This is a genomic window from Methanosarcina acetivorans C2A (genome assembly GCF_000007345.1).
In the GTDB taxonomy this organism is placed as follows: Archaea; Halobacteriota; Methanosarcinia; order Methanosarcinales; family Methanosarcinaceae; genus Methanosarcina; species Methanosarcina acetivorans.
In genome coordinates this window covers 998,768-1,024,560 of the sequence record NC_003552.1, presented here as the reverse complement: position 1 = coordinate 1,024,560, position 25,793 = coordinate 998,768, and the positions used below count along the sequence as shown (strand labels likewise).

The 25,793-nt window shown below is 45.1% G+C and carries 11 protein-coding genes and 1 pseudogene; 9 read left to right on the top strand and 3 right to left on the bottom strand.

The window, feature by feature from the left end:
• Nucleotides 1-38: 38 nt before the first annotated feature.
• Nucleotides 39-839, top strand: coding sequence for a helix-turn-helix transcriptional regulator (locus MA_RS04490; protein WP_011020906.1), 801 nt, complete (start codon nt 39-41; stop codon nt 837-839).
• A gap of 896 nt (nt 840-1,735) precedes the next feature.
• On the opposite strand, the gene MA_RS04485 is transcribed toward MA_RS04490, so the two are convergent.
• Together MA_RS04485 and MA_RS04480 are read right to left on the bottom strand one after the other, a co-directional pair.
• Nucleotides 1,736-2,653 (bottom strand): hypothetical protein, encoded by a 918-nt coding sequence (locus MA_RS04485; protein ID WP_048064986.1) that lies wholly within the window; start codon nt 2,651-2,653, stop codon nt 1,736-1,738.
• Between the two features lie 16 nt (nt 2,654-2,669).
• Complete coding sequence (locus MA_RS04480) at nt 2,670-3,152, bottom strand: hypothetical protein (protein ID WP_011020904.1); 483 nt, start codon at nt 3,150-3,152, stop codon at nt 2,670-2,672.
• Nucleotides 3,153-3,650: 498 nt separating this feature from the next.
• Between MA_RS04480 and MA_RS04475 the strand changes: the two genes are divergently transcribed.
• The 5 genes and pseudogenes from MA_RS04475 (at nt 3,651) to mtaA (ending at nt 13,520) form a co-directional block, all read left to right on the top strand.
• Nucleotides 3,651-5,555 (top strand): methyltransferase cognate corrinoid protein, encoded by a 1,905-nt coding sequence (locus MA_RS04475; protein ID WP_048064984.1) that lies wholly within the window; start codon nt 3,651-3,653, stop codon nt 5,553-5,555.
• A 724-nt stretch (nt 5,556-6,279) separates the two neighbouring features.
• A complete protein-coding gene (locus MA_RS04470) occupies nt 6,280-8,214 on the top strand; it encodes a hydantoinase/oxoprolinase family protein (RefSeq protein ID WP_048064983.1) in 1,935 nt (644 codons plus the stop codon).
• Nucleotides 8,215-8,632: 418 nt separating this feature from the next.
• Complete coding sequence (locus MA_RS04465; RefSeq protein WP_048064982.1) at nt 8,633-10,240, top strand: TCP-1/cpn60 chaperonin family protein; 1,608 nt, start codon at nt 8,633-8,635, stop codon at nt 10,238-10,240.
• 689 nt (nt 10,241-10,929) lie between these two features.
• Nucleotides 10,930-12,033 carry a CobW family GTP-binding protein gene (locus tag MA_RS04460; protein WP_011020900.1) on the top strand — a complete coding sequence of 368 codons (1,104 nt, stop codon included), beginning with the start codon at nt 10,930-10,932 and terminating at the stop codon, nt 12,031-12,033.
• A gap of 422 nt (nt 12,034-12,455) precedes the next feature.
• Nucleotides 12,456-13,520: pseudogene (gene mtaA, locus MA_RS04455) on the top strand (methylcobamide:CoM methyltransferase MtaA).
• A gap of 879 nt (nt 13,521-14,399) precedes the next feature.
• Here the strand turns inward: mtaA and MA_RS04450 are convergent.
• Complete coding sequence (locus MA_RS04450) at nt 14,400-14,921, bottom strand: GNAT family N-acetyltransferase (RefSeq protein WP_052279106.1); 522 nt, start codon at nt 14,919-14,921, stop codon at nt 14,400-14,402.
• A gap of 241 nt (nt 14,922-15,162) precedes the next feature.
• On the opposite strand from MA_RS04450, the gene MA_RS04445 reads away from it, so the two are divergent.
• The 3 genes from MA_RS04445 (at nt 15,163) to MA_RS29290 (ending at nt 25,280) form a co-directional block, all read left to right on the top strand.
• On the top strand, nt 15,163-16,086 hold the full coding sequence (locus MA_RS04445; RefSeq protein WP_048064981.1) for an ABC transporter ATP-binding protein: 924 nt from the start codon (nt 15,163-15,165) through the stop codon (nt 16,084-16,086).
• Nucleotides 16,083-16,859, top strand: coding sequence for an ABC transporter permease (locus MA_RS04440; protein ID WP_011020896.1), 777 nt, complete (start codon nt 16,083-16,085; stop codon nt 16,857-16,859). Before MA_RS04445 ends, MA_RS04440 begins: the two co-directional genes overlap by 4 nt.
• Before the next feature lie 720 nt (nt 16,860-17,579).
• Nucleotides 17,580-25,280, top strand: coding sequence for a PKD domain-containing protein (locus tag MA_RS29290; RefSeq protein ID WP_011020895.1), 7,701 nt, complete (start codon nt 17,580-17,582; stop codon nt 25,278-25,280).
• Nucleotides 25,281-25,793: the final 513 nt, after the last annotated feature.

The following is a 25,793-nucleotide window of genomic DNA, read 5'->3' as shown; positions in this document are numbered from 1 at the left end:
ATTAAAAAATGTGTAAATGAAGCGGCTGGAGATTTAAGATGAAACTGGAACTGTTGGGTACCCTTTTTCTTTCGGACAAAAGAAAAGACCTTCTTCTGCTATTGATGGAGGAGCCCAGGAATATTGATGACATTAAAAACATCCTCAACGTGACTTCAAGTGCGATCATGACCCAGATCAAGATCCTCATCAGCCAGGGGCTTATCATCCATGAAGACGACCTGTACAAGCTATCAGATATCGGAAAAGTGGTCGTTAAAAAAATGAGGCCTCTGCTGAACACCCTGGAAGTATTTTCGGAGAACATGGATTACTGGGAAAACCATAATATAAGTGCTATCCCTGTCCACCTCCTGGACCGGATCGATGACCTCGGACACTGTGAATTCATCGAACCCGACCTGGACAGGATGTATGAAATTCCCCAGAAAATCGAAGAAAAACTGACCCGCTCAGCCCACGTCATGGAAGTCTCATCCTATTTCAACCCTGCTTACCCTTCAACCTATGTAGAGCTTATTAAAAAAGGAGCGGACGTATCCCTGATAATCACAAAACCTGTGTTTGAAAGGTTGAAAAAGGAATACAGCACAGCCCTCAAAGAATACCTGGACAGAGATAATGCAAAAATCTTCGTCTGCGATTGCCCCATAAGGCTTGCTTCAAGCCTGGTAACGGACCACTTCATGGCCCTGTCCCTCTTCTACAAAAACGGGATCTATCATAACCATGCAATGATGAGTCTGGAAAAAACCGCCCTCAAATGGGGAGAAGACCTCTTTTTGCACTATATGAAAAACTCAAAGGAAATAAGGGAAATCGAATTAGAGAAGACCTGAAAGTTCCATCGGAAAAATACCATCAGTAAAAGTTAGGAAATTAATCTCTACACGACCCGGTAGATGCAGCACCTGAGTTTCGCTTCGACACCCGAATTGCGATTCGGGAGCCCGCAGTCCTTTTCACTCGCTTCGCTCGTTCAAGAGGACTAAAAAGAATTAGATTACGAAAAATTCTGAACTGTACAACCATATTCACTATACAGAACCTTTCTTGTCCCGCTCGACGCAGGAGAGCGGTCTTTCCCGTAAAAATGAAGAAAAAAGAAAAATACGCAAAAAATAATCTACGTTTGCTTTTAACCTGCTTTCGGCAGGTAACTTGTTTTTTTCGCAATATTTTTACTGATAGCGTTTTTGCTAGAAAACACATTATTCCTGATACTAGACATTATTGCAAAAACGACTCATTGTTTATATATGCCGTGAGATTTGGGTCATATGTTAACCAGTTTTGAACCCAACATATATTACATAATGTTTGAAAAACGCCATCATTAAAAATACTTAAAATCTAATGTCGACCTGCCGACTATAGGTTTTAATGCTTATTACAGTATATTTAGGCTCTTCTTTCTACTTCTTTCACGATCTTCTTTCTACCTCTTTCACGATCTTCTCTCTACCTCTTTGAGACTTCTTCCTTCGACTCTTTCTGCTTTTTGGGAAGGGCCGCCAGACAAGCTGGCGGAGGCGCCCTAGGAATGTGAATTAAACTTCGGTTTCTAGGGTCAGGAAAGTATTCTTTTAAAAAGAAATACATTTCTGTACTCAACTTCTCTCAGAACAACAGGAATTCATCTGCTGTTACTATTCCTGCGTGGCTGGTAAGACGGCTTCAGCCCTGTATTGCTCGGGGAAAACAAAAAAAGAAAAAATAAAACTGCGGATACGTGTTACCAGTTACCTCCGCTGTATCTAAACTCAAACTCATCCACTTTTTCAGGGGGGAGTCCCAGATCTGTAAACATTCTTTTAAACACAGCTCTATACTCGTCTTCAGGGATGGTTTTTCCTGAACTACCTGGCCCGAGAGACACCTTAAGATACAGCCCTCCAAGCCTATCGATCTTGACCGTATAAACACTCCAGCCTTCTCTATGGCTTATTTCCACGTTTGGGACAATATAATATATACTTCCGATTTTCTGACTCTCATTGTAAAATGTCTCCGTACACCATCCCTCTCCAGACGTTTGAGCATCAAAAGTGGAGTCAGTAGCTTCTTTTACAAGGTATTTATGAATTGCTGCAAAATCCGGAGTTTCGGTTACAATTACCTGATCAAAAAAGACATCGTTAACCTCCCAGTCCTCTGCAGGGAGATAAGCCTCGACTTCCTCTCCACTCATGCCAAAAATGATTTTGAATATCTGGACTATCCATTCTCTTTCTGGAAGTTCGTCTGGCCTGTATTTTGCAAGCGAATCATCACTGTAAAAAGAAACACTTGATTCCTGATCGTCTAAAAAAGAGATTGAAATCCAGGAAGAATCGGAGTAGTAAATATCCAGGGAATTCACCAGATAATCAGAACCCAGCCTGGGATCAAGCCCTTCAATTGTACCGGGACGAAGACCCGGAATCTCTTTTTCCTTAGCATTCACATAATAAATTTCTGTCTTATATCCGGCCTCTCCAGCATTGTAGACTACTTTATCATAATATTCAGGAGAACCAAGGTTGGTGCCCTCCGAATAATAGTATGCCTGGTCATAATAGATCAGCATGAACATAAAGCTCCCGTAGAGCACTGTTATCGGAACCAGTACAACCAGAAGAAGAATGAGCAGTATTTTGAAATATTTGTTCATAGCCTCACCTTCATGTTTAGAACATTTCAACCTCCCCTTCTTCTCCTACGACAAATGTTGTACCGACAGTAGGTGAAGGGTCTTTTCCTTCTTCAAAAACGGAGACTTCAACATCATATGTTCCCGGACCGGGAACGGCTATTTGTACTGACTGATAAAGCATGGACCTGCCTTTCATGCAGTCAAGCTCTACATTTTTTATTGCCACCTCGCGGGAGGAGGACGGCTCAGAGGAGACGGTCTTCTCTAACTTAAACCGAACCAGAAGAGCCGAACTATCCGACTTGTCTGCATTTACAATGCAAGCGGTTACATTCAGGATATTTCCCCTCTCTCCGTTGACAGGTGTCGAATACTCTTCAGATAAGGACTTCACTTCAATATCTTCAACAGAAACAGAAGAAAGTTCGCCTCCATAGGAAGCCACACAACCGCTAACGGCACTTAAAACCCAACACATGGAGATCAGAAATAAGGACACACTCATGCATTTATTCAAAAAGGCTCCTCCTTAGAACCTTTATTTGACTCTTAATAAAAAGGAGTTCCTTTATTTGTACTTTTTTAGTTCTGCATGATTCTTTATAAGTTGGAGAAGAGGAACTCATATTTAAGAGAGTTCACTGTTTTTCCAATATCCTAGCTGATCGGATTTCCGCCCCGGCTGGTAAGACCCACTATCCGATCAAAGGCTTTGATCAGATGAAAGCCTCTGATCAAATGAGAGTTCCACACGAGATCAGAAAAGTTAACAAAATCAGGAAATATTACCGGATCAGGCAAATTTATAATATCAGGACAATTCACCGAATTAAGCATCAGGAGAGAGGTTAACTGCGTTAATCAGATCTCTGCGTTTATGTTATATGTTTTGCAGTTAATGTATCATCGTTCAAGTTAACAGTGATACAGGGACTTACAGGAGGAGTAGGTTCCTGATTGAGCTACTTACTGTTAACCAGGAAATAATCATAAAAATATGTTGGAAGCGTTTTTTATGGCAGCAGATATTTTGAACCAATTAGCGGAAGCTGTCGTCGACGGAGACGATGACCTCGCAGAAGAACTGGCATACAAAGCCCTGGAAGAAGGCGTTGACCCCTACGACGCTATTGTCAACGGGCTGGCAAGAGGGATGGCAATTGTCAGTGACCAGTACGAAAAAGGAGAAGCCTTCGTACCCCACCTGCTCCTGGCTTCAGGTGCAATGTATGCAGGCATGGACATCCTCAGCCCTGAGATGATAAAGGAAGGAGAAGCCATGCAGGCTGTGGGAGTCATCGGGACGATTGAAGGAGATGTGCACGACATAGGGAAGAACCTTGTAAAGACCATGCTCAGTGCAGGCGGATTTGAGATGATCGACCTCGGGGCAGATGTACCTATCGAGAAATTTGTCGAAACCGCAAAGGAACGCAAAGCCGACATCATCTCCATGAGTGCCCTGATGACCACAACCATGACCAATATGGAAAAAGTCATTGAAATCCTTCAGGAAGAAGGCATCCGCGACTCCATGAAAGTCATGATTGGAGGAGCTCCCGTTTCCGAAGAGTATGCGTCCGGAATCGGAGCAGACTCAACCCACCCCGATGCAATGCACGCAAGCGCCTGGGCGTCCGAAGCCGTAAAGGAACTTGAGCCCAAGGCTGCAAGGTGGAGTGAAGAGAAGATCAACCTCGGGAAGATCAAGTACAGGGAGATTCTTGCAAAGAAGACAGTTTCCGATAAAGTGGATGTCGGGCTTGAAACTGCTAACAAGATCAAAGAAGAGTTCGAAAGCATTGGCGTGAAGAGCAAGGAGGAAATGACCCACATCGACAGGACTATTTCTGCCATGTCCGACAAGAAGGTCGACCACCTGCCTGTCTACCCTCTCGCCTGCGGTGTCCTCAGGAAGTTTGTCCCTGTAACCTACAAAGAGTATGCCACAAATGAAGATGCATTTGTACAGAGCGCATACCTTGGCTCAAAATACCTGGACCTTGACATGTTTGTAGGCCTGATTGACCTTTCCGCAACATCTGCAGACTTCGGCTGTAAGATCAAATACCCTGAAGACGACACCCCATCCTCTGAAGGACATATCAAGGACTATGAGAAGATCGAAGTCCCCGAACTTAAGGAAGGTACCCGCGGCTATGAACTGGTCATGGCCTCAAAGAAAGCAAAGGAAAAACTCAACAAGGAACTCAACACCCCCTTTGTCGGCTTCCACGAGGGCCCCCTGCTCACCCTTACCCAGCTGATGGGTGCAGACCGCGTCCTTATGGACATGAAGACCCAGCCGGATGTTGTCCTTGAAGCTGTCCAGAAGTGTACTGACTATGTCTGCCAGCTCTCAGAGCTCTTCTTTAACGAAGACGCCTGTGATGCTCTCTGTATCGACAACCTCTGGTCCAATAATGTGATCATGAGCGAGCAGGACTACTGGAAATTTGACGGAAAGTTTGTCTACGACCAGCAGATCCCCATATTCAAGCAGTACAACCAGCCGTACATCATCCACAACTGTGCTGACGCCGTGCACTTCGAGACCCAGATCAGAAAGTTCGGAACAGCCCTCTACAGCTACGCCTACTACGAGAAGTCCAGAGACAAGGGGTCCCAGAACTACGCAGACCTCATCCCCAAATACGGAGATATGTGCTGTATGATGGGAGAAGTCAACCCCGTTGAGTTCATGGACGGATCGGCAGCCGGAGTGCAGAAGGTAAAGGACGACACCAAGAACCTGCTCGAAAACGTGCTGCCAGTGCTCAAGGAGAACGGCCTCCAGTCCAAGTATATCCTGTCCTCCGGCTGTGAGATCCCGCCAGGTGGTCCCCTGACAACCGTGCAGGCAATGGTGAACGTTGTAAAAGAACTTGGCCCGGAACTACAGAAAAACATAATGGGGTAAACTCTCCCTGACGGGGGAGACCATCTCTCCCCATTTTGATTTAAAATCGGGGCAGGATGTTTAAGAATAGTATTCAGAGCCCTAAAGCGGAAAATCTCCACAGAGCCTGTATCTTCATAGAGCCTGTAAAAGTTCGGAAAAACGAAAAACACCCTCAGGCAAATAAAAACGACATTTTAACCTCCATACAGGAGTTAGTCTAACTCCTGAGCTCCAGAATATAAGCAGAAGACAATAGAAGACCGCAGGAGTCATATGTTAGACAAAAAGCGGTAAACCTCCATTTAAAAAAAGCAACAGACCTAGTTTAAAAAAAGCAACAGACCTAGTTTAAAAAAAGCAACAGACCCCATTTAAAAAACGAAAGAAAAACGAGCAGTCCATGTAAAGATAAAAAAACGGGACTGAAAGTCAAAAAGAGACAAAAACGGTTGGACTCGCCATAAAGGCACCAAAAAACAGGAACGGCGGATTTAAGACTGATTTGTCTTCTCCGCCTCTCCCCATATAAAAGCCGTAAAGTAAAACTGTAAGATCTTTTTTGAAAAAGGTTTTTGCCTTTGAAATTACGCCTGGCCCTCAAGGGTTGTGAGAAAGCAGAGGGAAGGCTGGCTATAGAGATGTTAGAGACAGGGACAAAAGCATTAAAGACGGGACTGAAGCAGGCGAGAGGAGACCGGCAATAAAAGGTGAAGAGCCATAGAAATTGAAGAGGAGGAATGTAATGTATCTGGGACTGGGCATTGATACCGGTGGGACATATACCGATGCCGCTGTTATAGATATGTCAAACGGGACCGTGATCGAGTCAAATAAAGCGCTTACAACTTATCCTGACCTTATAAGGGGGATAAAGAACTCAATTGAGGGACTGAACCCGGATTACCTGAAAAGGATAAAATTCGCTTCTGTTTCCACAACCCTTGCTACCAATACTACTCTTGAAGGCAAAGGCTATCCCGCAGGGCTGATCCTTATAGGGCACACCATCCCGAAAAAACTTGCCAGCCGTTATGTAATCTCAATAGGAGGAGGACACGACTCCGACGGAAACGAAGTTGCCCCCCTTGAAGACCTGGAAACCGTAAAAGAATTTGTCAGGCAGATAAAGAACAAAGTGGCTGCTTTTGCCGTTTCCGGCTACTTCGGAGTCCGGAACCCGGAACATGAACTAAGAGTCAAGGAAGTAATTCAGGAAATAACTGATATGCCTGTTGTCTGCGGGCATGAGCTTTCCCTGAGCCTGGGAGCTTACGAAAGGGCAGTAACCGCCCTTTTGAATGCCGAACTGATCCCGGTAAGCAAGCAGTTTATCAAATCCGTCCAGGCAGTAATGGAAGAAAAAGAAATTAAGGCGACCCTGATGATGATGAAGTGCGACGGGTCCCTGGTCCGCATTGAAGAAGCCTTGCAAAAACCTGTCGAATCAATCTTTTCCGGACCCGCAGCAAGCCTTGTAGGGGCTGCCCACCTCACAGGCCTGGATACCTGTGCAACCGTGGACGTCGGAGGCACCAGTACCGACATTGCCATGATTACCGGAGGCATCCCCGAGATCAGCGATTCCGGAGCAAGAGTCGGGGGCTGGAAAACAATGGTAAAAGCGATCCGGATGGAGACCTCGGCCCTTGGCGGGGACAGCCTGGTCTGGATCAGAAGAAAACCCTTTCTTGGCCCTGCAAGAGTAATTCCCCTCTGTCTTGCCGCCTCGGAGTTCCCGGAGATTCTGGAGAAACTGGAGAAAAATGATACCCCTAACGAGCGCATAATGGACGAGATCATACAACCGACCTCTTTTTTCGTAAGGAACGGGATCAACTCCCCCGAACTTCTAAGCGGGGAACTCGAAGAAGACGAAAGGGCAATTATCGAACAGCTCGGAACAGAGCCTCTTTCGATATCCGAGATTTCGGAAAGGACAGGAAAACACCCGCTCTTGTTTGCAGGAATTCTTAAAAACCTCATCCGTAAAAGGCACTTAAGCCAGATCGGGTTTACTCCAACCGATGCCCTGCACGTGCTCGGAGAATATGCAAGGTGGGACGGAAGAGCTTCTTTTATAGGAGCAAAAATGCTTGGAAAAACCCTCAAACAGGGAGCAGAGGAGTTTTCAGCCCGGATAAAGGCTGAAGTCGTGGGAAAACTTACTCTTGAACTGGTTTCCTTCTTTGCCGAAGACCTGAAAAAAGAGGACATCGGAAAGCTTCTGGCAAAAGAAGATGTCATGAAATTCCGCATAAAAGTCCCTGTAGTTCTGGTAGGAGCCCCTGTAAGGGCATACCTGAAAGGACTGAATGAGGCGGTGGATGCAGACATAAGGATCCCCGCTTTCCATGAGGTGGGAAATGCTGTGGGTGCCCTTGCAGGAAAAATCGTCCACAGGACAGAGATCCTTATCCGCCCTTCAGCAGCAGGAAATGCAGAGTATTCGGTATTCTCCAGGCTTGGAAAAGATGTCTTTGAAGACTATGGAGAAGCCCTGGACTACGGGCTCAAGCTCAGCCACAGGCTGATTTCGGAGTACATGGACGGATACGGGCTTGACATGGACAATGTGAAATTTGACCTTAAACAGAACGATGTGGGAAGCAGGGGAAAAGCCCCACTGGAAACCCGCCTGGTCGGAGTCGGCGTAGGAACGACCGGAAAGCTGGCATAAGACAGGATATAAAAACAGAATACGAAGCAGGACCTAAAAAAGGCAGGCTTCAGCAGGTCATAGCAGCAAAAAATAGCAGCAGAAAACTCCAGAAAGGCACCTACCAGGATCCAACAAAAACAGCAAAACCTCCAAACTGAACCCACCAAGACCAATAAAAACAGCAAAACCTCCAAACTGAACCCACCAAAACCAATAAAAACAGCAAAACCTCAAAAAGGCACCTGCCAGGATCCAACAAAAGCAGCAAGGCCTCAAAAAAACACCCACCAAAAATCAAACAAAAAATACCCGGATAAAAACCCGAAAAAAGATCCGAGACTCGGATGAAATTTCGAAAAAAGGCAGAATATTGACCAGAAATAAAAACTTCCAGCAGGTCAGAAACAGCAAGAAAAGCAGCAAATGAGGAGAGGACATGGCAAGCGAACTAAAAACACCGGGCAGCACTAATCCCGAAAGCCAGGACGGAATGGCAAAACTGGCGCGGACGATAAGGGATAAGATCCTGATTGACGAGCCGGTAAAGGAAGAAGAGCTGATCGACCAGCTTGAAAGGGCAGCGATAGAAATTGACGAACTTCTTGGCTCATCCCTCGGCCCGAAAGGGATGAATAAGATAATAGTAAATCCGGTGGGAGATATTTTCGTTACAAGCGACGGGAAAGTCATCTTAAAGGAAATAGATGTACTTCACCCGATCGTGACCTCCCTCAAAAAGCTCGCGGAATCTATGGACAAAGCCTGCGGAGACGGTACAAAAACGGCAGTCATTTTTGCAAGCAACCTGATTAAAAACGCGGTCAGGCTTATCAGGGCAGGGGTACACCCGACAATTATTATCGAAGGGTACGAACTTGCCATGCAAAAAACGTATGAGATGCTGCAGTACAGCATAAGGCAGGCCTCAGAAGAGGATATCCGCACAACCATAATGTGCTCGGCAACAGGGAAGGGGATTGAAAGGCAGCAGGCACAGGCTGTTACGGATATTGTCCTGGGAGTTATAAGCCACCTTTCCGAAAAACAGGACCGGAGACTTGACCTGAATCGGAACGTCAAGATCCTCAAAAAGAAAGGCGGACCGGAAATCGTTGCAGTAGAAGGCCTGATCATGGACGAAAACCCGGCAAGGGAGGATATGCCAAAAAGCTACCAGAACCCGGCGGTCCTGATTACGAATTACGACCTCAAGATAAAAAGCGGATATTTGAACCCCCAGCATAACCTCAAAATGGATTCCGTGCAGACTGCGCTCCTTTTTGAGGAGAGGAAAAAGCAGCTCTGTGGGGAAATTGCCCGGAAGATTATTGATTCGGGAGCAAATGTCCTCTTTTCCGAAGGAGATATTGACCCCTATATCGAAACTCTGCTCAGGGACAGTAATATTCTGGCTTTCAAGAAGCTAAAGATGAAAGACCTCGAAAAGCTTGCGGAAGCCACAGGTACGACCCTGATGGCACAGCCGGACGAGATTCGCCCCTGCAACCTCGGAAAGGCAGACAGTATAAAACTTGAAAAGAAAAACGGGGAAAATTTTGTTTTCATCACCGTGAAAGAGAAAGCAATAGCCACCATCCTGATCCGGGAGCCTGTGAAATACGGGCTTGACAAGGTGGAAGAAGCTGTTGATGATGCCCTGAACAATGCGGCGTTCCTCCGGAAAAACAGGGAAATCGTAAACGGAGGAGGGGCAATTGAGTTTGAACTTGCGCATATGGTCAGGCTCTTTGCGACAACGCAGACAGGGAAAAGACAGCTGGCAGTCCAGGCATATGCCGAGGCCCTTGAAAAAATTCCTGTGATCCTTGCCAGAAATATGGGAATGAATGAAATAGATGCAATGGCGCAGATGAGGAATTCGTATGCAAGAGGACTGGAGGCAAGGATAGACCTATCAAGAAAGGTAACGGACAGGGGACCTGAAGTCTACGACTCGGCAACGGTAAAGAAACTCGCAATTATTGCGGGTACGGAAACGGCAAAAAAAGTACTCAGGATAGACGAGATAGTGCCTAAGAGATGAAACAGGCGTGGAAGCATAAATCCGGAAAGGAAACCGGAAAAATTAAAAAATATCATGCTGATAACAGTGCCACTCCCTCTCCAAGGGCATTGTTGTCATATGCACCGAAAAGGAAGTTAGACCCGCAATACTCTTTTCCGGAAAGGCACGGATTTGTCATTTAAAGACGCCTTTCCGGGAGGGTATCTGTACCCGGAAAAAACACTAAATAAAACTCTGAATGGGCGATATACTCCGGTTTTGCCATTTATCGGAAGATTGCCGTCCAGAAGCCGGGAAAAACGACTTGATACTCCAAACCTTAAGCACCTCGCAAAAAGAGTATCAAAGAGAAAAAAACAGATAAAAGGTCCTTTTCAAACCCTTTTGCCATTTTTTAGGGTTTAAAGGAAAGAATTTGAAACCTGAAGCATAGGACAGGTACGCCCCATTTACTGCTAACCCCAGGCAAGAAAGGGGTAATATTCCTGCTCTTATCGATATGTAAGGCAGGCTATCAGCACTATAATATCAGCACTATAATATCAGCACTATAATAATACTGCTGACAGTGCAGACGATATTCCGGTAATAATGTCCGGTTCTTACCTGATATTTGATTTAACCTTACTTGACGTTCAATCTTACCGATATTCAATTCTTATCGATATTAAATTTTTACCTGAAGGCATGAAAAAGCGGGCAGAGCCATGAAATGCATGATAATCGGAGGCTTCCTCGGGAGTGGAAAAACGACAACAATAAGAAAACTTGTCGAGTACCTTGGAGCCCAGGGGCAGCGAACGGCAATCATCGTCAATGAAATAGGGGAAGTAGGGATCGATGGGGAAACTATCTCAGGAGAGGGGGTAGAAACCAGAGAAATTACAAGCGGGTGCATTTGCTGTACTCTCAGGATCAGTATGGAATATACCCTGAGGAACCTTATGGCTTCCTATCATCCGGATACTATTATAGTAGAGCCCACGGGGATAGCCTTCCCAAGACAGATAAAAAGCAATATCGAAAGCATGGGTCTTCCGGAGATTAGTTTTACTCCGATCGTAAATCTTGTAGACCCCTCCAGCCTGAGCCCGAACGTAGAAGACCTGCAGAATTTTGTTCGAAATCAGAAAGAGGATGCCGAGATCCTGGGCATAAACAAAGTAGACCTCATAGGGCAGGAAAAACTTCTGGAGACCTGTCTGCTTCTTCGCAAATTGAACCCGAGAGCAAGGATCGTTCATTTCTCAGCCAGGCAGGGAGGAGAAGGTCTGGACAAATTTTTCAGGCTGGCCGGGGTAAGCAGCCAGGATAAAACTGCCTGTGAAATGAGAAATTCAGTAAAAGCAAAAAACTCAATTGAAGCAAGAAACTCCGTTGAAATGTCCGGGGTTTCGGCTTACTCAACCGAGTTTGAGATTACTTCGCAGGAAATATCTCTTGAAACGGCAGTCTCTGTTTCGGGGCAGATCCTGGACAGCATAAGAAAGAGAGTAACACAGCTTAACCCCGAATTCACAGGGCATATCAAACTTTCCTTTGCACACAAAGAGAATTTTGTAAAAGGTAGTGTGACTTCAGCACATGAAAAACCCGAAATTGAAATCCTCAAAAAAGAAAAGAATTCCCGCTCAAGGCTGAAGATAATCTCTGCGGTGGCATCCGTGCCCAGAGAAGAACTTATCAGAACTGTGGACACAACGGCAAGTGGGAAACTGGAAGACAGGCAGCTTTCATATATAAAGGCGGAAAAAAGCAATCACGGCTACAGCCAGACTCCGATTAGCTCCCTTAAACAGGAGAACTTCTGAAGGAAGAGAGTGTTTCCGGTTCCGAAAAGCCGTAACCAGACATACAAAAAGTCATGTGGTATCCTGTGCCGATTTAGAGATATAATTAGACCTGCGGGGGAGAAAGCCGGAAGACTTTATTTATGGGCACCTGGAAATGATATCAACCTCTGGAAAATATAAACCTATTAACCGCGTCCCTGGAAAATATAAACCTATTAACCGCGTCCAGCCAGTAAATAGAATAAAGAGGAGATAAACAGTTAAAATATCGGCCATTAAAATACCGCATATGTGGATTAATTTATATAATGAGTTCGCAGATATTTTAAATGAAAAATATAAAAGTGATGCTGTTTTTATTACTTCTCAGAAGAAAAAAGCTACAGAAGCTTACCGTAGCGCTGAACGTTATAAAAAGAGAACTTTAATGGCAGATTTTAATGGCAGATCCAGATTTAAGAGACCGTTTCCTGAACACGCTACACGGGAAAGCCGTGGATAAAGTCCCCGTTCTTGCAGTAACCCAGACCGGAACCGTCGAACTCATGAGAGAGAGCGGAGCGGCCTGGCCCGATGCTCATTTTGATGCGAAAAAAATGGCAGACCTTGCCCTTTCAGCCCATACCTTTGCAGGCCTTGAAGCCGTACGCTACCCCTTCTGCCTCACGGTCCTATCCGAAGCTCTGGGCTGCAAGGTCAACCCGGGCAGATAGGATATTCAGCCTTCTCCAGGCTCTAACCCTTTTGCAAAGGAACCGGAAAAAATGGAACTGCCCTCGGACTTTGCACAGCGGGGAAGAATTCCTCTTATTAAAGACGTAACCTCGATCCTGAGGGAAAAAGCAGGAGAAGAAGTCCCCCTCATAGCAGGTATGGAAGGACCGGCATCCCTTGCTTCAAGGCTGCTTGGGACTTACAATTTTCTTACATGGATGATCAGAAGACCTGAAACTTTAAGCCAATGCCTTAAAGTTACAGGAGCCACCTGCTCGGCGTATGCGGAAATCCTCTCCGAAGCCGGGGCAGATGCTGTCTGCATTGTGGATGGAATAGCAGGTCCGGACATGCTTGACCCCAGACATCTGGAAGCCCTCATAAGACCGGAGTATGAAAGCTTCTGCAAGTCAGGAAAAGGAATAAAGCTCATACACGTCTGCGGAAACTCAACCCCGATCCTTAAAACCCTTTCAAGGTGCGGTTTTCAGGGAATCAGCATCGAAGAAAAAGTAACTGACCTGCAAACTGCAAAAAAACTTGTCGGAAGCAAGACAAAACTGATAGGAAACCTTTCCTCTTCGGGAATTATGCTCAACGGGACCTGCGAGGAGATAAAACTGGAAGCGCAGAAGTGCCTGGAAGACGGTATTGATATACTAGCTCCCGGATGCGGAATTGCCCCGAAGACCCCGATCAAAAATATAAGAGCGATGGTTGAAGCGAGAGATGAATATTACCTGACCGGAAAAATCAGAGTTCGGACCCACCATGATTGCGCCTCGCCATAATTGCGCCACCCGAATTGCGCCACCCGAATTGCGCCTCGGGAGTACGCGGTCCTTTTCGCTACTCTACGCTTCGCTCAAGAGGACTACTTGATGGATTTTATCAATGAGCTGAACTCAAGAGGATTAACTGATAGTTCTAGCCCCATACCCTTATTCGTTATGCGAAACCTTTCCTGTCAAGCTCAACGAAGGAAAGCGACCTTTCCCACAAAGAAGAAGAAATAAAGAACAAATAAGCCAAATATTCAAACCTTGATCCAGGCTTGATCCAGGAGAATGGCAGACCTAACGTTAAACTACTTCCGGAGAATCTGGAAAATAGAAAGCCATGGTGGATGTTTTGGCGATAATCTTCTGCTCAAACTGGTCATAGCAGGCTAGCAAATAGCTACTGCAGCTCTAATCTGACCCGTTTTTCAATCCGGACAGGTCCCTTGCAAGCAGGTACTACCTTTTTTCCAGCCTTCTCCAGCCCAAACCAGTTCATTTTCTTCGAATTCCAGGCCTTTGCAAGTCCGAAAATCTACCTTTAAACTGTCCCCAATCCTTAAAAGCCAGTCTAACTTCAGTATATAAATCCAACCTAAACCCAATCCAGTCCAGAAAACTAGCTCAAACTAAAACCTTAAAAGACAGCACACAATCCAAAAAACAATATAGTTTTTCTGAAAGTTTTTGAAAGGAAAAGGCAAAAGCCAGATAAAAATCGACTCGTACAGGTTAACAATATGGTTATTATTTTACCTGTTTTATTGAAGTTGATTGTTCACTCATTTGTTACATCACACATGGGAATAGGCGCTACTTGGCCGGTTAAATAAAATGAAATGTAGAAAATGTATTTGAAACACATAGAAGAGTTGATAGGACAGTCCAATTTTACGCAGGTTTTAATAAAAGTTCCCATCGCTCTTCTACCACACCTTTTTTCCATGTATTATTTACGGCTTGTTCTACAGGAATAAATCCAAAGCTACTGTATAAATGATGTGAAATCTTCAAACTCTGTATTGTCCATAAGAACACCCGACTGAACTTTTTTTGCTTACAGTAGTCGACTGCTCTGATCATCAGCTGTCTGCCCAAACCTATTCCGCGAAATTCTGGCTCTATTAAAAACCACCTGAGCTGTGCCGTACTTTTGTCCGTACTGACAATTCCTATAGAGCCAACAATCTGGCCATTACACTCTGCCACCCAGATTTCCCCCGCAGGCCGGTGCTCAATATATTTTGCAAAGCTATCTAACACGTAATGCTCAAAAGTTCCGCCAAGTCCATATTCTTTTTCGTAAAGGACACAATGCCTATAAGCTATATACCCGGCATCACCAGGTTTTTGCGTGCGTATCGTAACGTCTTTGTCCTTCTGACTATCCATAATATTTCTTATTGCAACCATGCGATTAATAAATACCTCTGACCCTGGCAACCGTATCACTGCTTTAATTTTTTCTTGTCGTTCTCAACGCAGGATAGTGGTCTTCGGAAAAATGTAAAAAGAATAGCGCGGAAAAATAACGGTAAAAAACGATAAAAGAGAAGCTTGTTGAAGAGGGCGGGGAGCAAGTTTATAGTCAGACAACGGTATTTTTCTTAATTGGAATAATAGCAAAAAGGCTTTGCAGACCGAGGAAAAGTGGATGAATGAGGTAATTAAAACAGATAGATTATCAAAGGATTTTGGCGATTTACACGCTGTAAATTCTATTTCTCTGTGTGTGGGAAAAGGCGAAATATACGGTTTCCTCGGTTTGAGCGGGGCTGGGAAAACAACGACGATCCGCATGCTGCTCGGGATGATAAAGCCCACATCAGGAGCAGCCTACCTGAACGGCAAACTGGTAAATGCAGGGGAAACTGAATTATGGAAAAATGTCGGGTATTTAGTCGAATTGCCTTACTCCTATCCTGATCTGACTGTAAAGGAAAAACTTGAGATTATCCGCAGGTTAAGAGGCATAGATGATACGAATGCCATAAGTGCGGTAATGGGAAAATTGCAGTTGAATAAATACGCGGACAGAAAGGCTGGAAAACTCTCCCAGGGAAACAGGCAGAGGTTAGGGATTGCTAAAGCACTGATTCACAGCCCTGAGATTCTAATTCTTGACGAGCCTTCAAACGGCCTGGACCCGGCTGGTATTGTGGAAATAAGAGAATTACTCCTTGACCTTGCTTTAAATAAAGGAGTCACGGTTTTTATTTCCAGCCATATTTTAAGCGAAGTTTCAAAGATAGCGTCAAGAATAGGAATAATTCACGAAGGCGTGCTTATACAGGAAATTAATGCAGACAGACTGGAACAGTTGCGATTAAAAAAGCTTGTCGTTAATACCGTAGATAATGAAAAAGCAAAAACAATACTTTTCGCCGGAGGTTATGACGCTGTTTTATCCCCGGATAGAAATCTGATTATAACGGATGAAAGGGTCATAGGTCAGCCTGAAAAAATAGCGGAAATTCTCGTCTACTCGGGATGTCCGCCCGTGTTATTAATGGTCGAAGAAGAAGACCTTGAATCATATTTCCTGAGGAGTATACGAGAGAAAGTGAGCGTAAAATGAAAGGCATAGAAAGTGCGATATGGGCAGAGTTCCTGAAAATGAGGCGTTCTACCGCTTTATGGGCAACATTTGCGGTTGTCTCCATAATGATTCTGATGATGGGGCTAATGATGTTTGTACTGAAAAACCCGGTCCTTGCAAAAGACCTTGGCCTGCTCAGTGTGAAAGCCCAGCTCTTCGGAGCAGCTGATTGGCCATCTTTTTTTACGATATTCAGCGAGAGCATGCCAGGTATGGAAATGGTCATATTCGGATTTGTTAGTAGCTGGGTTTTTGGAAGGGAATATTCCGATCGTACTGCCAAAGACCTGCTTGCTTTACCTGTATCAAGGACGTCCATAGTTATTTCAAAATTCATCGTGATTTTGATATGGTGCGTTGTTTTATATTTATTCGCTTTCGCGCTAGCCATCACGGTCGGAAACGTGATACAGCTTTCGGGCTGGTCCTTTGGACATGCTTTTGACAGATTTATCGTCCTTTTTGAAGTTGCTTTTCTCGCAGTATTTTTAGATACGACTGTGGCGCTGATCGCAAGCTATACCCGCGGGTATCTGGCAGCTATTGGTTTTATAATTTTTGCCATGGTGATAGTCAATTTCGCGTTGACCCTTGGTTATGGGCAATATTATCCATGGGCTATAGCAATGCTGTATGCCACAGAAGGAATGGAGGAACAGTTGAGCGCCACAAGCTGGATAATTGTTTTTATTACGGGCAGTATAGGGTTTTTCGGTACACTCGCATGGTGGCGCTACGCGGACCAGACATAAAATTAAAAATCTGAAAGATGCAAACAAAACGAATACAGTAGTCATATGGTAAGGATTTGTTTCCCTCTCCTCATACTCTTTTTTGATCTTTGTTCTATTTCGGACTTACGCACTTGAGGTCCGAAATCAAAAGCAATAGGCATTGCTGAAAAATATATTTTTAGGCATTTGAAAGTTTAACGCAGTTGGTTTTCAGTTCAACCACGTATGTTCTAATTAGCAATATGAGTGTTACAAATAGATTTGTTTTTATTACTTATCACATATATAAAATGATACTATTCTTATTTTTTAGATTAATTTATATACATAGTAACCTTTTTTCACACTAAATAACCAGGTTCTGAAAACTGATCCTCTCCAGAAGATTCAGAATCCAAACTAGGATCAACTCCATAATATTGAATTAAATGTTGGAAGGATGAGAGGAGGCAGCAATACTTGAAAAGTTTCGTTCTTGACTTCAAAAGTGATAACTAAATTTTACAGAGTAATTAAAATTCAATAATTTGGGCTGATCTGAAAAACACCACATAACACAGTCCATGTTTTGGAAATACATCTTAAATATTTTTATTTATGGGGGGTTTTCCCCCAGATTAAAAGAACTACAAAATAATTGTGATTCAATCCCGAACAACCTCCCTCAGATCCTGCTGAAAAAGACCACATTCACAGGATTTGAGGGTGAAAATTTTAGAAATGTGGAGTGAGTGAAAAATGAAACGAATATTTCTAATTCTCTGTATAGCTGCACTGATGTGCATGACTTCGCTTGCAGCCCCCGTATTAGCAGGGAACAATACGGACTCTCAAGCTTCTGACGCCCAGTTGATGAACGTACATATTCCGTTCATTCAGAACCAGGGCCAACATCCAGAAGCTGTGAAGTTTTATGCCGACACATTCTACGGAACGGCTTATATAACCGATACTGACCTGACCCATTCGGTTGCAGTTACAAAGGATAATGTGACCTCTGGTGTCGCTTTGAAAGAGCAGTTCGTCACCGTTGAAGGTACTGTAATCTCTTTGATCCCGGAGGGAGAAGACCCGGCAGAGACAAAAGTCTCTTATTTCTTAGGGAACGACTCCAGCAAATGGCAGACTGGGCTTCCGACTTACAACCTTGTCTCGCTCGGTGAGCTGTATCCCGGCATTACCGTGAGTGCAAAGGCCCACGGGAATAATGTGGAGAAGCTTTTCTCCGTTGCGCCCGGCGCTAACCCGAATAACATACGGGTTAAGGTGCTTGGTGCTGATAGTATCCACGTTGCTGATGATGGGAGCCTTGTCGTTACCACTGGTGACGGAGATGTGACCATGGCTGCGCCGAAAGCGTTCCAAGACGGAGAGAGCGTTAAGGTTTCATACCGTGTGCTGGATTACGGTACTTACGGTTTTTCAGTAGGTGAATATGACCAGAGCCGGACTCTTCTGATTGATCCATTCCTCAACTTTAGTACCTACGTGGGAGGAAGCGCCGATGACAGGGGATACAGTATTGCAGTGGACAACTCTGACAATATATATATCACCGGAACCACAACCTCAACTGACTTTCCATATACTGTAGGTGCTTATAACACATCCAGCAGTGGCGGTAATGACGTTTTCGTGACGAAATTCGATTCCAGTGGAAATCAGGTCTATAGCACTTATATCGGAGGAAGTTCTAATGATTTTGGATATAGTATCGCAGCTGATAGTGCAAATAATGCTTACATCACCGGATACACAAGCTCTCAGGATTTTCCAATCACAACCGGAGCCTACCAGACAGCCCATGGAGGGGGGACTTACGATGTCTTCGTTACCAAGCTGAACACTGATGGAACAGACCTTGTTTATAGCACTTACCTCGGCGGAGGCAGCAGTTATGACTACGGATTCGGTATTGCAATAGACAGTGCAAATAATGCTTACATCACCGGATACACAAATTCTGCAAATTTTCCTACAACTACCAGCGCCTACCAGACAAGTAACAGTGGAATGGATACATTTGTAACCAAGCTGAATACTGATGGAACAGGTCTTGTCTATAGTACGCTTCTTGGAGGAAGTCTCTATGATTATGGATATGGTATCGCAGTGGATAATAATGGAGATGCTTATGTCACAGGGTCCACATTGTCTACTAATTTTCCCGTAACTAGTGGATCATTCCAGACCTCCCCTGGAGAAAGTTCTGGCAGTTTTGATGCCTTTGTGACCAAACTAAATTCAGATGGTACGGGTCTTGTTTATAGTACCTACCTTGGAGGAAGCGATACTGACAATGGATATGGCATCGCACTGGACAACGCAGGAAATGCCTATATAACAGGCACTGCCAAATCTACTAATTTCCCAATCAGCCAAGGTGCCTACAAAACAGGCAAAACCGGCTTTTTTGATATTTATGTGTCGAAGCTCAATCCTGAAGGAACCATTTTGGAATACAGCACTTACCTGGGAGGAGCTGTATGGGGGGCTTCAGGTGGCTCCAATGGATATTACTATCGAAATATTCTCGTTGACAGTGAAGGAAACGCTTACATCGCCGGAACCGCTCAAAGTTATTATGAATATCCTGTAACAAGTGAAGCATACCAGACAGCTAAACAAGGTGGTGATGACCCTGTCGTGACCGAGCTGAACCCTGATGGAACCGGTCTGGTCTATTCAACTTATCTTGGAGGGAGCGGAAACGACTACGGTTCTGGTATTGCAGCTGATAGTCAGGGAAACATTTATATTGTAGGATACACGGCCTCTACGGATTTTCCGGTAAACAGCAATGCCTACCAGAATGCAAGTTCTGGAAGTTACGATGTTTTTGTTTCAAAGTTAGATCTTAAGCTCCCAGTAGCTGCTTTTTCGGCTAATGTAACCTCAGGTGACAATCCTCTAATAGTTCAATTCACAGACCAGTCCACAAGTGGTATTCCAATCTCCTGGGCCTGGGACTTCAATAATGACGGTTCAATCGACAGCATCGAACAGAATCCCAGATACACGTATACTATACCTGGAAACTATACTGTCAATCTTACCGTAACTAATTCCCAGGGCAGCGATTCTGAAGTTAAAGCGGATTACATCTCAGTCAGCGGGTCTGTTCTTCCTCCAGTTGCTGATTTCACATCCGACGTGACCACCGGTATAGCCCCGCTGACTGTGCACTTTTCGGACATATCGACCGGGAGTGTCAATTCTGTTGCATGGGACTTCAACAACGACGGGATCACTGACAGTACTTTTCAGAATCCTGTATACACATTTGAGACTAACGGCATTTACACTGTGAATCTTACTGTTACCGGGCCAAGTGGAAGTGACTCTGAAGTCAAGAGAGATTATATCAATGTAATTTCCAATGTGGATCTCACGGTTTCTACGAATCCGACGCTTTACCCGAGCAACAATAACACAGTCACTGCAACGGTCACCAATATAGGTACCGAAAATTCTCCTGCTTTTTCGGTCAATTTCCTTATCGATGGGATAAACATGACTGCCGAAGCAGCGGGATTGGCTGGAGGAAGCAGCACCACGGTTAGTGTTGTTGATATAAAGCGGCATTTAGGCGACGTTGTAAACATCACTGTTAAGGCAGACCCGGAGAACACGGTTGCTGAAACTAATGAAACGAACAATGAATATACAACGACAGCAACCGTAGTTTCCTCAGGCAATTACTACACCGGCGGGAGATTTTACACAGGAAATGACCTGGAAACAGGAGCCTACCAAGAAGGAAATATTGCAGTAAAATACTCCCAGGGTGATTCCGGTTATAAGTCAGGTGGTGGCTGGTATTCTACGACCGTACACTGGACAAATACAGATCTGCCCATTCCTGCGGATGTAACAGTAAAAGAAGCCAGACTCTACCAGTCATATACCTGGAATAATCCCGGCAATCCCGATTTCATCTTGCGGTTCAATGGCAACACTGTTAACCAGACAGCTTTCTACGGTGACGGAACAGATAACTTCAACGGACAGGGGATTTTTGATGTGACCCCCTACTTCAACAAAAACAGCAACACAGCAATAATAAACGCATCCAACCCGGGAGTAGGTATTGGTGGACTTTATGGTGCGGTACTGGTAGTGATTTATGAGGATGCGAGCGAACCGTATCGGATGATCTGGCTTGATGAAGGCTGCGACAGCCTCTACAACGCTGACGGCATAAGTACTGATCCCTACGTCGCCTATGCTATGTTCAATAACGTCACTACCGAAAACCTTGTTTCCGCTAAAATGACAACGGTCCTGCCGTCAGGTGCAGATAACAGCCAGAGCACTATTCTTTTTAATAAGCAGAGCGTCCCAATCAAAGGAAGCGGCAGTGGAGACCCAGCGTACAAATGGTATGATGTAACTGACACTCTACAAAACGGTACCAACGAGCTTGGTGTTAGTTGTGACGGATACATGAACCTGGCCTCAGCTATTCTTGAAGTCACCAAGGAAACTGCTTCTGAAGCCAACTTCTCGGCAAACGCCACAAGTGGACATGCCCCTCTAACAGTGAAATTCACCGACATCTCAACAGGCACTCCAACTTCTTGGGCATGGAACTTCGGTGATGGTGAAAACTCCACTGAACAGAACCCAACTCACATTTACACGGTCGAAGGAACCTGTAATGTGACACTTACGGTATCTAACTCTCTCGGAAGTGATTCTGAAGTAAAAACAGGATATATCACTGTCGGTTCCATCGTTCTCGCTCCTATTGCCGAATTCAGTTCGGATGTAACCAGCGGTACAGCTCCTCTCTCAGTCCAGTTCACGGACGAATCGACAAATATTCCAACTTCCTGGTCCTGGGACTTTGGAGACGGCAAGAGTTCTACCGAACAAAACCCATCTCACACCTACGAAACCTTAGGTACGTATACAGTAAAACTCACAGCATCAAACTATGGCGGCAGCAACACCACAACAAAGACTGACTACATCAGCGTGACTTCTGATGTTCCAGCGCCTGTTGCCAACTTTACCATCGATGCAGACTCCGGCCAGGTACCTTTCACGGTGAACTTTACCGACACCTCGACCGGAAGTGTGAGCAGCTGGAATTGGGACTTTGGCAATGGTAGCACTTCTACCGAACAGAACCCGATTCACACTTACGTGACCGAGGGTAGTTACAACGTCAATCTCACTGCAACCGGGCCTGGAGGCAGTAATTCAGCAACCTTGCCCATAACTGTCAGTGCCCCGCTTACCTCTCCAAGTTACAATGGTGGTATCCCGCTGACAACCGTCCGGAGCGGAACCGTTTCAGGAGAACTCTGGTACGACTCATATTACGCTATGGAGACATCTGCTCAAAAAACGTTTACTCTGCCTTCTTATACCGACATCAAGTGGGCCAGGCTCTACGTTGACGTCTATGATGGCCACATGCAAAACAATTACCGTGGCAATGTGGATATAGGCATAGATGCAGATGGCGACAGCACATACGAAATCCAGAAGCAAGAGATATTCGATATCGCTTACTCCTTCCCAGGTGAGGGTGGAACCGGCCCTGTCTGGTTAAGCGACCACATGAACCGTGTGACAAGTGACTACCTGATGTGGTACGACCTCACCGATGAAATCAACGGGCAGACTGTAAATGTGCAGGCAACGACAACCAAGATAGATTCGTCATTTGACGGGCGTGTTAAGGCAATAACACTGGTTGTTGCGTACGATGATGGCGATTCGGATCAGGTTTATTACTGGGTAAACCAGGGCCATGATACTGTCAATCCGCTGGATGACACATATACCGGTTCGACTGCGTTTGGTACTTCAGCGCTTGCAAGCGGGTGGAATTCAGCCAGCCTTTCTGCAATCTACCTTGCCAGTGTGGATGGAATCTATGCTTTCCAGGGGACAACACTGAACTCCGGAACACCTCAGGGTAGCTACTATGGGGACAACACCTGGGACGTGAGTTCCATGCTTTCAGCAGGGCAGGACAGTACTTTTACCTACAACAAACAGGAAGAAAAGTACTACAAGATCCCGCTTGCCCTTATGAGTGTAAGGAATCAGTCAGCTTCACCTGCGCTTCCTGAAGCCGCTTTTACTGCTGATGTAACAAATGGGACTGCTCCTCTAACGGTTAATTTCACCGACCAGTCAACTGAGTCTCCAACTTCCTGGCTCTGGGACTTCGGGGACGGCAGCACCTCAACGGAGAAGAACCCTGCCCATACCTACACTGCGGATGGGAACTACAGTGTAAAGCTGACGGTAACCAATGCAAGCGGAAGTGATGACGAGCTTAAGACGGACTATATCACAGTTACCGGTGTGGGTGCATCTCTCCCGTGGCAGGACCCCTGCGAATCTCTTGACAGCTGGACCTACACTAACTGTGGTCTGTTTGATACACCGGTTTATGAAGGAAACTACAGCATAGGCTGTGATCCAGGTCAGTTATCCGGATACAATATATATACCTCAGCTGAAAGGACGATCTATATTCCAGAAGGAGCAAAGACTCTTCGATTTGATGCCTTGTCTTTATCTACTAACTATGTCTACAGCAACTGGGTAAAAGTCTTCCTGGATGATAATGAGAAGCTTTCTCTTCCTGTGATTCTGAACAACAAAGACTGGAAACATTACGAGATTGACCTCACGGGAATAGAGCCTGGTGAACACACCTTCAAGATAGGGGCATATATGGAATACTGGTGGGGAAATGCTGGATTCTATATCGACAACATCTGGGTTATTGCCGATGAAGAGGTGCTCAGTACCGTGACAGTTGCTCCGGCTGAGGCTGAAATAGAGGCTGGTGACAACCTCACCTTCTCGGCCCAGGCAAGCACCCAATATGGTGAGAGGCTTACCAACACCGTCTTTACCTGGTCCTCTTCGGATGAATCGGTTGGTACGGTCGACAATGATGGAATTTTCACCGCTCTCTCCGCCGGCACTGTCACGGTTAACGCCACCGCCGATGGTGTCACAGGATCTGCAACCGTATCTGTGGCTTCTTCCGTTCCCCCAGCTCCAGTAGCCGCTTTCTCGGCGAACATCACCTCGGGTGAGGCTCCCCTAACAGTGCAGTTCACTGATGAATCTACAGGCGAAGGAATTACTTCCTGGGCCTGGGACTTTGAGAACGATGGAGTAGTTGACAGTACTGAGCAGAATCCCTCGTATATCTATAACGCAGCCGGCAACTACACTGTCAACCTCACGGTAACGAACGATGCAGGCTCAGATGATGAGATCAAGACCGATTACATCACGGTAGTCATGCCTCCAGTACCTGAGGCTGATTTCAGTACAAATACAACATCCGGCAGTGCTCCACTAACCGTTGAATTTTCCGATGCATCTACGAACTCACCGACCAGCTGGGCATGGGATTTCGGGGACAACGAAACATCATCGGAACAGAACCCTGAGCATACTTATTCTGCAGCAGGTGACTATACCGTGAACCTCACGGTCACAAACGCTGGAGGAAGCGATTCCGAAGTGAAGATTGGTTATATCACTGTCTCTGAGTCCTCAACACCTGAGCCTGAACCCGTTGCTGCTTTCACTGCAGATGTAACGAGTGGTAGTGCTCCCCTCACTGTGAATTTCATGGACCAGTCCACAGGCACACCAACCTCCTGGTTCTGGGACTTCGGGGACGGAGCTAATTCAACCGACCAGAACCCTGTGCATACTTATTCTGCAGCAGGTAACTACACCGTCAATCTGACTGTAGAAAATGCCGCTGGTTCTGATTTTGAGTTAAAATCGGATTACATAAAAGTTTCCGAAGCTTCCGGGTCAACTGTTACTCTCTATTTCGACCCTGAAAGTTCCTCAGTTTCAGAAAACGAATCTATTGAAATAAATATCGTTGCCAGTAATTTCCCTGCAGGCCTTTCAGGCTACAACCTGACCATTGCTATCGACGACCCGGCTGTTGCCGAGATCGTGGACATCGAGTATCCTTCCTGGGCTCTGATTACTGAGAACTCTACCCTGCCTGGGACTTCTATCTACATGAAGACCGTTGACCTGGAAGATTCCGTTAAGGAAGGAGCAGCAGATGTTGTGCTTGCTACTCTCACTGTTTCTGGAAAGGAGAAAGGATCTGCGAACCTTTCGATCGGGGTTAAACGTCTGGAGGAAGATTCCGGAGACTCTATCGAGCCAGCTCTCCTGGCAGGGACAATTGAAGTGACTCTCCTGTCTCCATTGCCGGATCAGGAATATACCCCCAGGGACCTTGACGGAGACGGGCTCTATGAAGATCTTACCGGAAACGGGGAGTTCAGTTTCGTAGACATAGTGGCGTACTTCCACAATATGGACTGGATAGAGGAAAACATGCCGGTGGAGTACTTCGACTTCAACGGGAACGGAAGGATAGACTTTGATGATGTAGTGGATATGTTTGCAATGATATGAGTGAGGAAAAAAGAAGGAAAAACATGGGAAAAATGATAAAATGAAAGGGAAATTGAGATAAACTTTCTCAAATTTCCCACAACTTTTTTTCTTTCATTTATTTGAAAAATACTTTTAATGATGGGACTTACGCGGTTGAGCGTTTTCTGTAAATCAGGTAAAAATATTTATTCTATTATTAGGACTTATGAATTTGGGGTTCAAAATCAAGGGCAGTAGAATTTCTCAGAGGCATATAGTTTAGACAGTTGAAGATTTAATGCAGTTGATTTTCAGTTCAACCACGTAATTCATAATTAGCGAGATAAGTATTACAAATCGATTTATTTTTGTTACCTAATACATATATAAAAAGATACTAGTCTTATTTTTTAGATTGATTTATATACATCGTAACCATTTTTCATACTAAATTATCCAAGTCTGAAACGTGATCTTCTCCAGGAAATTCGGAATCCAAATTCGGATCCATTGGTCATCGGTTAAGGAATTTTCTTGCCTGAAAGCTATCGA